Raw genomic sequence first — 12,354 nt, 5'->3', positions numbered from 1 at the left:
GAACCCTGTGACTTTAGTCATGGGAGGTTCAGTAGGGGGCGAAATTTGTGATAAGAGATTTAAATACTAAAAAAGTAATGAAAAATGCTTATAGGATTACAAAAACAAAATATGAGACTTCTTTAAGAGTTAGAATACCAGGAGGGCTTATTGACCCTGAGAGTTTAAATGTGGTTTCTAAAATTGCAAGTGAATACGGTAATGGACAGATACACATAACTACAAGACAGGGATTTGAAATACTGGGAATAGATATGGAAGATATGGAACAAATAAATAAAATTATACAACCTGTTATTGAAAAAATGAATATAAATCAAAGTGAGAAAAATGCGGGTTATCCAGCAGCAGGTACAAGAAATATAGCAGCGTGTATAGGAAATAAAGTCTGTCCAAAAGCTCAGTATAATACAACTGAATTTGCTAAAAGAATAGAAAAAGCTATATTCCCAAATGATTTACATTTTAAAGTAGCTTTAACTGGATGTCCAAATGATTGTATAAAAGCTAGAATGAATGACTTTGGAATTATTGGTATGGCTTTACCTATATATGAAAAAGATAGATGTGTAAATTGTGGAGCATGTGTAAAAAAATGTTCTAAAATATCTGTTGGAGCATTAAAGACAGAAAATAATAAAGTAGTAAGAGATGGAGATAAGTGTATAGGCTGTGGAGAGTGTGTACTAAATTGCCCAACAAATGCATGGACTAGAGATGAGAAAAAATACTATAGATTGGCTATAATGGGTAGAACAGGAAAGAAAAATCCTAGACTAGCAGAAGATTTTCTTTTATGGGCAGATGAGGATAGCATAATAAAGATAATACTTAATACTTACAAATATGTAGAAAAGTATATAGATAAAGATGCACCAGGAGGAAAAGAACATATAGGGTATATAATTGATAGAACAGGATTTATGGAATTTAAAAAATGGGCACTTGAAGGTGTTGAACTTCCAGAAATAACTAAAATGCACGAAAATATATACTGGAGTGGAGTTAAATATCTATAAATTAATTAAAACATATGTTTAAATAAATTAAAAATCTAATAGAAGGAAGAGGGAATTATGCATAAAGAGACTTTGGATAAATTAACTAATGCAGCTATAAATAAGATAAATTTATTGAACACGAGCAAAGTAAAGTATTTGGTATCTTCTGCGTTTGCAGGACTTTATGTAGGTATAGGTATACTTTTGATATTTACTATTGGAGGAATTTTGACTGATGCAGGTTCACCTATGACTAAGATAGTAATGGGGTTATCATTTGCAATAGCACTTAGTTTGGTTATAATGACAGGAACAGAATTATTTACTGGAAACAATATGGTTATGTCTGCTGGTATGTTGAATAAGGGGGTAAGTATAAAAGATACCTCTAAAATATGGGTATATAGTTGGGTAGGAAATTTAATCGGAGCTTTGATTTTAGGTCTTATATTTGTAGGAACTGGTCTAGTAGACAAAGGACCTGTAGCTGAATTTTTTGCAAATACAGCAGCTAGTAAAGCATCTATGCCATTTACAGCTCTTTTCTTTAGAGGAATTTTATGTAATATTTTAGTATGTGTATCGGTATTATGTTCGTTTAGAACTAATAGTGATACTGCAAAAATAATTATGATATTCTTATGCTTATTTGCTTTTATAACATCAGGTTTTGAGCATAGTGTAGCAAATATGACAATTTATAGTGTTTCATTATTTTCACCAGCAATAAGTACAGTTACTATTGGAGGAGCTATTTATAATTTAGTAGCTGTGACACTTGGAAATATTGTTGGAGGAGCTTTATTTATGGGACTTGGAACTTATATATTGGGTAAAGAAAAACTTAACTAAATTTATTGTATAAATTATATAACTCTCTTAATAAATACAGTTTTAGTATTATTGAGAGAGTTATTTTTATTTTTTTTAAAAAATATTTGAAAGAAAAAAGATATGGAAGCTTATGAAGTTATATAGAGAATACATACAATAAAATATGTTGTAATGTGAACTATATATTGAAAAACATGCATAAAAATTAGAATCCTACCGTAAAAAAGCTGATTTTGAATAAGGCAATAAATATGATAAAATTGGTCTTGTTGAAATTTTTAGGGGGGATATGATGACAAAAAAACTAGTAATATCAAAAACAAAATTGTTTATTTTTATAATAGCATTTATTTCTATATTTATATATCTATTTGGAAGTAAAAACACACTTATAGGTGTAGGTATAGTAACAGCTATGTTAACACTCTTAGAAAGAGATTTAACTATTTCTCCAATTAAAAATTTACTAAAGTATTTAGCAATAAATATAATTTTGGGAGTACTATCATTTTTTGCAGTACAAAATATGTATTTAGGAATTTTATTAAATTTTATAGCATTATTTATAATAGGATATGTATTTAGTTATGACCTAAAAAGAGCGGTATATGTACCTTTTGGTCTAATGTATATATTTATGGTAAGTATACCTGTAGGAGTAAGTGAATTTCCTATGAGATTATCAGCCTTAGCTGTTGGTGCAGTTATAATAATGGTTGCTCAGTTTGTTATGAATAGAAATAGAATGAAAAAGGTTGGAGATAAAGAACTTATATCTATATGTGATGAATTGTTAGAAAAAATTAGCCTTTTAAAAAATATTATTAATGATGATAATTCTATAAGTAAATCTAATATGAGAAAAATAGATAGCTGTAATTATAGAATAAATTCTGTATCCAAAAGTCTGAAAATGGTTATTTTTGATAATAGAAAAGATGACTTTTATATCAGCATTAAAGGTATAGATATAATAAATATTTTATTTTCATTAGAAAGAATAAGTTTAATACTGGAAAGATATAAAAAAGATAGTAAGGAATTTGAAGATGAAGATATAAAACATATTCTAGAAGAAAGTAGCATTAATAGTAAAGTAGATGTTTTAGCTGTAGTAACTAAAGAAGTAAACTATATTAAGATGTGTTTAGAAAATAAAGATACGATAACTGATAAGGAGATATTAGGATTTAGAGATTATGTTATTGCTCAAAATACTAAAAATATAAATTTAAAAGAAATTTATAGCGTGTTAGAAAATTTATATGAGTTTTTAGTAGATTATAAAAAAGTAAAATCAAGAGATGAAAAGAGAGCTGAAAGAAAATCAAAGATACCTCATGAATTTAAACGACTATCAATATACAAGAAAAACTTTAATTTAAATTCTATAAGATTTTCTTATGCAATAAAGATTGCGTTAGCTACAGCTATAGCTGGTTTTATTATGGATTATTTCCACCTAAAAGATGGGAGATGGATAATGTTAACTGTGTTTTCATTAACACAACCTTATGCGGAAAATTGTATACAAAGGTCTAGAAAAAGAATAGAAGGTACACTTATAGGAGCTATAATATTTATTGTATTATTTTCAATAATAAAAGATAGTACACTAAGGTCGTTAATAGTTCTTTTAGCAGGATATATAAATTCTTATGTAGTTGACTATAGGAAATTAATAATGTGTGTAACCGTTTCAGCTCTTGGTTCAGCAGTAGTTATGGGAGACCCAAATGTTTTAACTATAAGTAGAATTTCATATGTGGCATTAGGAGCAATTATTGCATTAATAGTAAATAAGTTTATATTACCATATGATGCTAAAACAGGTTATCAACATGTTATAGACATGTATAAAGGAATAGTTAAGAATATAATTGATGAAGTAAATAATTCTATAGAAAATGTGACTGACGTTTACTATATAAAGAATTTATTATTAGTGCCATCACTTATTGAAGATAGACTTATGTTGATAAATGCTATATATAAAGATAAAAATCAAGAAGATTTCCTAGAAAATCAGAGATTACTAATAAGTAATATGTATAATTTATATATAAATATTAATCAGAATAAGATTGAAGATGAAGATATAGAAAAAATATTGAGAGATACTGATTATATTTCAAATTACAATGCAGATAAGTATGATGAAGGAAGAATGATAATTTTAGAGAGTATTGAAAATACTAAGAGTCTAGGAGACAAGATAATTTGTCTAAATTTGTTACAAACTTTAAATGGTGTTAAAGAAATGTATAGAATAAGCAATATATCTAGAGTTTCAATAAAAGAAGCAGCCTAGATATTAAACTATAGAATAGTCATATATTTAAAATAAAGTATATGACTATTTCTTTTATAGAATATTAAAAGAAAATATTATATAAAAAACAAAAATCATATGTTTATGAATTTTATATGAAAATAGTTAAAATATTGATTTTTTTCATTGGTTGAAAAAACAATTTACTTAGGATAAACTATAATAGTATTCAAATATTATGGGGGTTAGATTTATGAGTAAAGATGTAAAGGTAAAGCGTAATAAGAAATATGATACATTTAGTATAACTATGGAACTTGAGAGACCTTTACTTTATGATGAGGTTGAAAACAAAGATGATAAAAATAATAATAAAAAATTTAACATAAAGAATAAAATATTTAAGGGAATAGGTATACTATTTGTATTGATATTGCTTGGTTTTTTCATATGGATAAACAAAACATATGAACCTCAAAAACTAGCAAAAGAAGCTCTAGTCAGTAATAGTAAAGTTGAAGTAACAGTAAAGGAAAATATTTCATTTACACCAAAAGGAAGAAAAGTTTCTAAGGGTTTAATTTTCTACCCAGGAGCTAAAGTAGAAATAGAATCTTATGCACCACTTGCCAGAAAAATAGCAGAAAGTGGATATGAGGTTGTAATTGTAAAGATGCCACTTAATATAGCCATACTTGGAACCAATAAAGCACAGAAAGTTATGGATTCTTACAACAATATAGAACATTGGGTAATAGGAGGTCATTCGTTAGGAGGAGTTGCAGCAGCAAATTTTGCACGTGATAATAAATTAATTGATGGAGTTGTATTTTTATCCTCTTATCCAATGGGGGATGAGCTGAAACTGTTAGGAAAAAAAGTTATATCCATATGGGGAAGTAAAGATGGCGTAGTCAATTTTAAAAGTCTTGTAGAATCAAAACAAAAACTCCCTGATGATACAACTTATGTTGAGATTGAAGGAGGAAATCATGCGCAATTTGGAGATTATGGAAAGCAAAGTGGAGATAATGATGCTATTATAAGTCAAGAAAAACAACTTGATATTACTGCTAATAGTATTATTAAATTTTTAAAGGATATATCTTAAACTAAAACTTAAAATTTATAATTATATAAAGTATTATTTTAAGTAAATATTAATAGTATAATAGAATGAAGATTTAATTACAAGGGGGATTTTAATATGGAATATGATATGCCACTTTATAGACCACCAAGTGAGGCTTATAGTCTTATAATACAAGTCACACTTGGGTGTTCTCACAACAAATGTACGTTTTGTAGTATGTACAAATCTAAAAAATTTAAAATAAAGCCACTAGAAGTAATAAAAAATGAAATTGATATATTTAGAAGACATTATAAACATGTAGAAAGAATATTCTTAGCAGATGGAGATGCATTGATAATACCAATGGAAAAACTAAGAGATATAATATTATATATAAAAGAAGTCTTTCCAGAATGTGAAAGAGTTACTATGTATGGTTCTCCTAAGTCTATAGAGAAAAAATCTGATGAGGAACTTAAAGAGTTAAAAAAACTTGGTGTTAAGATGATTTACCTAGGTCTTGAAAGTGGAAGTAATGAAGTATTAGAAGATATAAAAAAAGGATTTAGTAGTGAACAATTAATAAAAGTTGGTAGAAAAGTTAAAAAAAGTGGTATCAAATTATCAGCCACTGTAATAGCAGGTCTTGGAGGAACTAAAAAAACACACCAGCATGCAGTTGATACAGGAAAAATGCTAGGAGCAATTTCACCAGATTATGTAGGTGTACTTAGTTTAATGGTAGAACCTAATACTGAACTTTACGATTTACTTAAGGCAGGAGAGTTTACAATACTAGAAGATAAGGCTGTGTTACAAGAAATTAAAGAGATGATAAAGAATATAGATGCCAATGAAAAAATTGTATTTAGAAGTAATCATGCATCAAATTATGCTAACTTGAAAGGTGTATTACCTGATGATAAACAACGTCTAATTGATGAGATTGATTACTACCTAAGTAACCAAAAACTAAAAAGAGAAGAATATAGAAGACTGTAGTTTTTGTAAAAATTAAATATTTTGTAGGGATAATTTTATATATAATAAAAAGTAAAGTAACTTCGTGTGAAGTTACTTTACTTTTTATTTTTGATTTTAGTATTGCATTAATTTTGAATATATTAAATACAATACTAAAGTCTTAAAGAAGCTCTTATAAAGAGAATCATTAAAATCTAGTTTAAGATAAAGAATCACAAAATATTAAACTAATTTATCAATATTTCCTGATTTAATATGCTGAATGTTTGATTGAATTTTTTTTGATGACCAATCCCACCATTTAATTTCTAATAACTTTGAAATTGTATCATTACTAAATCTCTTTTTTATAATCTTTGCAGGTATTCCTCCAACAATAGAATATGGTGGGACATCATTAGTAACTATTGCTCTTGTTCCAATAATTGCACCATCACCAATATGTACACCTGACATAATTATAGCATCATAGCCTATCCATACATCATTTCCAATTATAATATTTCCTTTATTGTCCCAAGCATCAGTTATATGATTGACATCTAGTCCCCATTCTTCATAAAAGATAGGAAAAGTATATGTAGATTGTGATTTCATTGTGTGATTTCCACTAGTCATTAGAAACTTTGCGTTACATGCTATTGAACAAAACTTACCAATTATTAATTTATCATTGTTTATAGGGTAATGATATAATACATTGTTTTTCTCAAAATCTCTTGGGTCATTATAAAAATCATTATATATTGTATAATCTCCAACTTCTATATTTTCTCTTGTGATTACATTTTTAAGATACACAGTTTGATAATCATTACTTCTTGGGTATATTTTATTTGAATTTGGAATAGTCATGTTTAAATCTCTCCTTTGTAATATGTTGTGCTTTGACTATTCCACTATTACAATACATCTCTTCACAAAATCACTCCTTAGATAGTATCCATATTTCAATTTATAATCTATATATTTTGTATTTAAAAACAGACTTTTAACTATGTAGTATTTTATAACAATTATATTTTTAATTGATTATATATCAAGATAATAAAACTTGCAACTATTTAATTTACATTAATATAAAATAATTTTTAATTTGAATAATATTAATGTTTAGTAGATGCTTAATTTTTAATAGTAATTTGACTATGATATGTTAGATATGGTAGAACTATGCTTATATAAATTATTTTTGAGTTAGTATTGTTATAGAGTATAGGATTTTTACTGTATAATAGTACTGTGAAGAAAAGAGAAAATATCTTATGGGATTTCTAATTATGGAGGGGAATATGAAAAAGATAGTGCAAGTAAAAAATATTAATATTGGAGAAGGTGTACCTAAAATTTGTGTACCAATTATCGGAAAAAATAAAGAAGATATTATAAAAGAGGTCAAAGAATTAAAAGAAGAATGTTTAGATATTATAGAGTGGCGAGTTGATTTTTTTGAGAATGTGGAAAATATTCAAGAAGTTAAGAATACTCTTTATGAATTAAAAAGTTACATATCTAATATACCTTTATTATTCACATTTAGAAGTATAGTAGAAGGGGGAGAAAAATTAATATCAAAAGATTATTATATTACTTTGAATAAAGAAATTTCCAATACAGGCTTAATAGATTTATTAGATGTAGAGTTATTTATAGGAGATGAAATTGTAGAGGAAGTAGTTAATTTTGCTCATAAAAAAGGAGTGAAAGTAATTATATCTAATCATGATTTTAATAAAACTCCAAAAAAAGAAGAGATTATATCTCGTTTATGTAGGATGCAGGAATTAGGGGCAGATTTACCTAAAATAGCTGTTATGCCACAAAATGAAAAAGATGTGTTGGTGCTACTTGAAGCTACAAATGAAATGTTTAGAATTTATGCAGATAGACCAATAGTAACAATGTCAATGTCAGGAGTGGGAGTTATAAGTCGATTATGTGGAGAAATATTTGGTTCTGCGTTGACCTTTGGAGCAGCTAAAAATGTTTCAGCACCAGGGCAGATATCATTTAAAGAATTAAACTCAGCACTCAATTTATTGCATAAGAGTATTAACTAGTTTAATTAAAGCTGAAAAGTAATATTGGATAGTGTTTATTGGTATGTTTTTACATTATGTATATCTAATGAAAAGTGAATACTCTTTAAGATGTATAAATCAAATATAAAAAACTTTTCAGATAGTAAAATTTAAATTAGGTAATTACGTGATATCTGAAAAGTAACTATTTAATGTATGTATTCTGAAAGTAATTATAGAAAATGATGTTGTCTGATGTTATATAGTGAACTTGGATTGTAGGAAATCTTATAAATCAACTATGGCATATTTAAAATATGCCATTAAAAACTATTAAATATTAGATTATAGATAATATGCTAATATTTCTGTTATTTATAGACAGTAAGTTTCAATAATGACGATTTTATCTAAATTAGAAGATATATATTGAAAAAGTGAAAATTTTGATATAGAAACATATTAGACTATATAAGCAATTTTACACTTTGTTATTTTTTATAGTGCATTTTAATACTATGTACCTTTAGATGTAAAATTTGTGTTATTTATGTTTGTCATTCTTTTTACTTTTTTATAATCATGTACTCTAAAAATTATATATGTAATATAAGATTATCACTCTATTTTTTGAATATTGTACGTTACAACATTTATACCTATCATCATCAATGACACTAGAATATATAGGATACTTATTTTCGTTTAACCAATATTTTTGCATATTCTTTGTCCAAGATTTTGGAAATTTAAATACTTTTTTGTTTATTAGAACATCTTCATCTTCAAAAATATTAACTTCTTTTTCAATTTTTATTTTTCTGTTATATATTTTATTTATAGATTCCTTGTCGAGTTTTATGTCTTTATACATATCAGGACAATAACAACAAACATAATTTCTGTTTTTTCGACGTTTAAATTTTACAACTTTCTCTATGCTAATTTCTAGTTTTTTTGTATCATCTTTTATAAATTTAATATCTTCTATATTGTCACTTGAAAAAATTTCTGTCAATCTTAAAGTGTCCACAGTTTCTCTAAGTATCTGTTTTTTATAAGAACAAAACTCATATCTCAAAGAAAGGTTTAATTTATTAGGTATGTAGTCATTCTCATATTTAAACATTTTAATTTTTTTCAATTCAGTATTATCTTTAAATTTCAACTTTTTATACCTGAAAGTTACTTTGATAAAAAGAGTATATTCTACATCAATATATTCTTTTGCAATCTTAAATTTATCGCTACCTTCAATCACAATCATAGCTTATCCCCAATCGTTTTATATTAAAATAAGGCCACAGAACATGGTCTAATAGTACTCATTAGCACTATAAGACAATGTTAACACAAAAAGACAAAAAAAGGTTATTTATTTCAAATAACCTTTTTGTTTATATAAAATATAAAGAATTATATTCTATTCTTTTTTATGGTATCTATAATTTGTAATATCAGATTTAACTCTCTTGAATTTAAGCGTTTTAACTCTTCGTTTATATCATTTTCTAAATAGGTCTTTCCAATGGGAGTAATGTCTTTTATAAGAACATCTGCAGAGATATTTAATACACTTACAAATTTTATGAATGTTTTAAGACTTGGATTTTTTTTACCACTTTCGATTTGAGTTATATACCAAGGCGATACTCCAACCATATTTGCAAACTCTTTTGAAGTTAAATTCGCTTTTTTACGTTCTTCTTTAAGTCTTTTACCTATGTAATTCATTATTTTCACTATTTCCCTCACTTATATTTCTTTATATTTAATGATACATTTTATTAACTCTAACATTGCAATTTGTTCTTTTTTAGTTAATTTATTAATCATTTCATAACATTCTAAAGGTATAGAGTTATCAATGCCTTCTGCTGTAATAATATTTGCAAATAACAATTCCAGTGGTATATTTAAAGCAGTAGCAATTTTCATTATAATACTGATAGATGTATTTGTTTCAGCTCTTTCAATCTGACCAATATATGTTGTGTGTAAACCTGCCTTTTCTGCAAGAAATTCTTGACTATATCCTAATTTTGTTCTATAGACTTTTATTCTATCTCCTATTATTTTTCCAATATTTGCCAATTATTATCCCTCCACCTTAGATTATATTCATAGTTTAAGCTGTTTTATATAGACTATTTATGCTTTTTTGGTCTAAATGTAGACTATATATGTTTATATACTGAAATAAGTACTATTTATTTTGCATAGTCTGTATCTACAATAAACAAATACGAATAAATCATATTTTCAACTAGACAAATATTTTTCGTAATTTCATACCCATACTACAATGATAAAATGAAATAATAATATGTTAATTATAGCATTTTTTATTACAATTACATATTATATACATGGAATATATTTTGAAAATTTAAATAATTTTAGATTTCATAGTGTTGAATAATTAATGTATCTAGAAAATTTTTTGATGAGTATTTTAAGCTTGATTATTCCATTAGTAATGTCAATATTTTTAAATCTAATAATATAGAAGTGAAATAAAAAAGTAATTATAAGTGAGAATTTTTTGAATAAGATTTCAAAAAAATATTTAATTAAATAAATAATGAAAATATATAATACTAGCTTCGATTATAAAAAAATAAATATGTAAATACTTATAAACATAAGTTATATGTAAGATTTACAGTAGAGTAATAATTTTATAAAAATACTTAATAAATATAAATTAAATTATATATGTATATATTGCAGTTCAATAGTGATATAATAATAAAAAAATTTTTAAAGAGAGTGAGATTACATATGAGAAAACTTGAAGAGATATTAGAATATAATAAATCATTTGTAGAGAGCAAAGAATATGAACAATATGTGACTTCAAAACATCCAAATAAAAAAATAGTAGTCTTATCTTGTATGGACACAAGATTAACTGAACTTTTGCCTAAGGCTATGAATTTGAAAAATGGAGATGTGAAGCTAATAAAAAATGCAGGAGCTACTATAATGCATCCTTTTGGAAGTATTATGAGAAGTGTTCTAGTTGCAATTTATGAATTTGATGTAGATGAGGTTATAGTTGTAGGACACCATGGATGTGGTATGTGTAATGTTGATACAGATAAATTGCTTAGTAAAATTTTAGATAGGGGAATATCTAATGATGTGATACTTACACTTCGTAGTGCTGGCATTGATACAAAACAATGGTTACATGGATTTGATTCTGCAGAAGAATCTGTAAAAGATAGTATTTATTTAATAAAAGGACATCCTTTGATTCCAGATAGGATTATTGTACATGGACTAATCATATCACCAGAGACTGGAAAGTTAGATGTTGTTGTAAATGGATATGAAGATAAGTAGGATATTATAGTATTATATAAGAAATATACTACTTAAATAGGGTGTTGTCTCAAAATTTATTTTGGGACAATTTTTTTGCTTGGAAAGATATGAAAGGGTTTATTTGAAGCTTTACAATAAAAATATAAGTAGCTGACTAATTAAAAATCTTACTATTACTTATTAAAATTATAACTATATGATGTAAAAACATTTAATAAATGAAATTTATATGAATTTTTTATAAATATATTGAAAAAAAGTATACGATATAGTAAAATAATACTTAGCCGACTAAGTAATGTAAAAATAAGGAGGGCAAGTATGAATAGTAATTCTGAAGAAAAATTAAATGATGTTTTCTTGCAATTAATGCGAATATATTTTATAAGAACTCATTTTTATTTTGATAAATTAGGCTTGTATCATGGTCAGCCACAAATACTTTTTTCTCTAAAAATGAAAAATGGGCAAAGTCAAAAGGAATTAGCAGATAAAAGAAAAGTAAAAGCATCTACAACTACAGTTATGATAAAGAGGATGGAAAAAGCTGGACTTGTAGAAAGAAAACAAGATGAAAAAGACCAAAGAGTATCTAGGATTTTTTTAACAGATAAAGGCTTAGAAACATGCAATAAAGTTGAGGAATTTAATAAGGAATTAGAAAGAGAATTCTTTTTAGGATTTAGTGAAGAGGAAAAAATAGTACTTAGAAGACTCCTAATGCAAGTACGAGATAATTTAAAAGAAGGGTGTCATAAACATGAAGATGAAAAATACTTTTAAAGTTAAAATAATATTTTTCAATTCAATGTCATTAGACTAATTAATATTACA

The 12,354-nt window shown here is 25.9% G+C and carries 12 protein-coding genes; 8 read left to right on the top strand and 4 right to left on the bottom strand.

Going from position 1 to position 12,354, the window contains the following annotated elements:
- The first annotated feature begins 47 nt into the window (after positions 1–47).
- The 5 genes from asrC (at position 48) to KGF39_RS04605 (ending at position 6,184) form a co-directional block, all read left to right on the top strand.
- On the top strand, positions 48–1,019 hold the full coding sequence (gene asrC / locus KGF39_RS04625; RefSeq protein ID WP_107595834.1) for a sulfite reductase subunit C: 972 nt from the start codon (positions 48–50) through the stop codon (positions 1,017–1,019).
- A gap of 57 nt (positions 1,020–1,076) precedes the next feature.
- The gene (locus KGF39_RS04620) at positions 1,077–1,853 is read left to right on the top strand and encodes a formate/nitrite transporter family protein (RefSeq protein ID WP_227821386.1); all 777 of its coding nucleotides are present in this window, start codon (positions 1,077–1,079) and stop codon (positions 1,851–1,853) included.
- 274 nt (positions 1,854–2,127) lie between these two features.
- Positions 2,128–4,146: an FUSC family protein gene (locus KGF39_RS04615; protein WP_054274182.1), complete on the top strand. Its 2,019-nt coding sequence runs from the start codon at positions 2,128–2,130 to the stop codon at positions 4,144–4,146.
- A 214-nt stretch (positions 4,147–4,360) separates the two neighbouring features.
- Positions 4,361–5,218 carry an alpha/beta hydrolase gene (locus KGF39_RS04610; protein ID WP_054274181.1) on the top strand — a complete coding sequence of 286 codons (858 nt, stop codon included), beginning with the start codon at positions 4,361–4,363 and terminating at the stop codon, positions 5,216–5,218.
- 96 nt (positions 5,219–5,314) lie between these two features.
- Positions 5,315–6,184 (top strand): radical SAM protein, encoded by an 870-nt coding sequence (locus KGF39_RS04605; RefSeq protein ID WP_054274180.1) that lies wholly within the window; start codon positions 5,315–5,317, stop codon positions 6,182–6,184.
- Between the two features lie 204 nt (positions 6,185–6,388).
- Here the strand turns inward: KGF39_RS04605 and KGF39_RS04600 are convergent, their stop codons facing one another.
- Positions 6,389–7,021, bottom strand: a complete 633-nt coding sequence (locus tag KGF39_RS04600) for a CatB-related O-acetyltransferase (RefSeq protein ID WP_054274179.1) — start codon at positions 7,019–7,021, stop codon at positions 6,389–6,391.
- 437 nt (positions 7,022–7,458) lie between these two features.
- On the opposite strand from KGF39_RS04600, the gene aroD reads away from it, so the two are divergent.
- Positions 7,459–8,226, top strand: a complete 768-nt coding sequence (gene aroD / locus KGF39_RS04595; RefSeq protein WP_227821385.1) for a type I 3-dehydroquinate dehydratase — start codon at positions 7,459–7,461, stop codon at positions 8,224–8,226.
- Positions 8,227–8,776: 550 nt separating this feature from the next.
- Here aroD and KGF39_RS04590 read toward each other — a convergent pair.
- The 3 genes from KGF39_RS04590 to KGF39_RS04580 all read right to left on the bottom strand — a co-directional run bounded on the left by KGF39_RS04590 (position 8,777) and on the right by KGF39_RS04580 (position 10,281).
- Complete coding sequence (locus tag KGF39_RS04590; protein ID WP_227821384.1) at positions 8,777–9,454, bottom strand: hypothetical protein; 678 nt, start codon at positions 9,452–9,454, stop codon at positions 8,777–8,779.
- A gap of 149 nt (positions 9,455–9,603) precedes the next feature.
- Entirely contained in the window at positions 9,604–9,921 is a 318-nt protein-coding gene (locus KGF39_RS04585) for a helix-turn-helix domain-containing protein (protein WP_227821388.1), read from the bottom strand.
- Between the two features lie 21 nt (positions 9,922–9,942).
- Positions 9,943–10,281 (bottom strand): helix-turn-helix domain-containing protein, encoded by a 339-nt coding sequence (locus KGF39_RS04580; RefSeq protein WP_227821383.1) that lies wholly within the window; start codon positions 10,279–10,281, stop codon positions 9,943–9,945.
- Between the two features lie 690 nt (positions 10,282–10,971).
- Here KGF39_RS04580 and KGF39_RS04575 point away from each other — a divergent pair.
- Together KGF39_RS04575 and KGF39_RS04570 are read left to right on the top strand one after the other, a co-directional pair.
- Positions 10,972–11,538, top strand: a complete 567-nt coding sequence (locus KGF39_RS04575) for a beta-class carbonic anhydrase (RefSeq protein ID WP_227821382.1) — start codon at positions 10,972–10,974, stop codon at positions 11,536–11,538.
- A gap of 303 nt (positions 11,539–11,841) precedes the next feature.
- Complete coding sequence (locus KGF39_RS04570; RefSeq protein WP_227821381.1) at positions 11,842–12,303, top strand: MarR family transcriptional regulator; 462 nt, start codon at positions 11,842–11,844, stop codon at positions 12,301–12,303.
- The last annotated feature ends 51 nt before the right edge of the window (positions 12,304–12,354 follow it).

This window comes from Clostridioides sp. ZZV14-6345 (assembly GCF_020657775.1).
GTDB lineage: Bacteria > Bacillota > Clostridia > Peptostreptococcales > Peptostreptococcaceae > Clostridioides > Clostridioides difficile_D.
This window is presented reverse-complemented; position numbering and strand designations above follow the sequence as displayed.

What these genes read in the sequence shown, in the direction of transcription:
- KGF39_RS04585 (WP_227821388.1), bottom strand. Translation starts at nt 9,921, where the DNA reads ATGAATTACATAGGTAAAAGACTTAAAGAAGAACGTAAAAAAGCGAAT.
- aroD (WP_227821385.1), top strand. Translation starts at nt 7,459, where the DNA reads ATGAAAAAGATAGTGCAAGTAAAAAATATTAATATTGGAGAAGGTGTA.
- KGF39_RS04620 (WP_227821386.1), top strand. Translation starts at nt 1,077, where the DNA reads ATGCATAAAGAGACTTTGGATAAATTAACTAATGCAGCTATAAATAAG.
- KGF39_RS04615 (WP_054274182.1), top strand. Translation starts at nt 2,128, where the DNA reads ATGACAAAAAAACTAGTAATATCAAAAACAAAATTGTTTATTTTTATA.
- KGF39_RS04570 (WP_227821381.1), top strand. Translation starts at nt 11,842, where the DNA reads ATGAATAGTAATTCTGAAGAAAAATTAAATGATGTTTTCTTGCAATTA.
- KGF39_RS04600 (WP_054274179.1), bottom strand. Translation starts at nt 7,021, where the DNA reads ATGACTATTCCAAATTCAAATAAAATATACCCAAGAAGTAATGATTAT.
- KGF39_RS04590 (WP_227821384.1), bottom strand. Translation starts at nt 9,454, where the DNA reads ATGATTGTGATTGAAGGTAGCGATAAATTTAAGATTGCAAAAGAATAT.
- KGF39_RS04575 (WP_227821382.1), top strand. Translation starts at nt 10,972, where the DNA reads ATGAGAAAACTTGAAGAGATATTAGAATATAATAAATCATTTGTAGAG.
- KGF39_RS04610 (WP_054274181.1), top strand. Translation starts at nt 4,361, where the DNA reads ATGAGTAAAGATGTAAAGGTAAAGCGTAATAAGAAATATGATACATTT.
- KGF39_RS04605 (WP_054274180.1), top strand. Translation starts at nt 5,315, where the DNA reads ATGGAATATGATATGCCACTTTATAGACCACCAAGTGAGGCTTATAGT.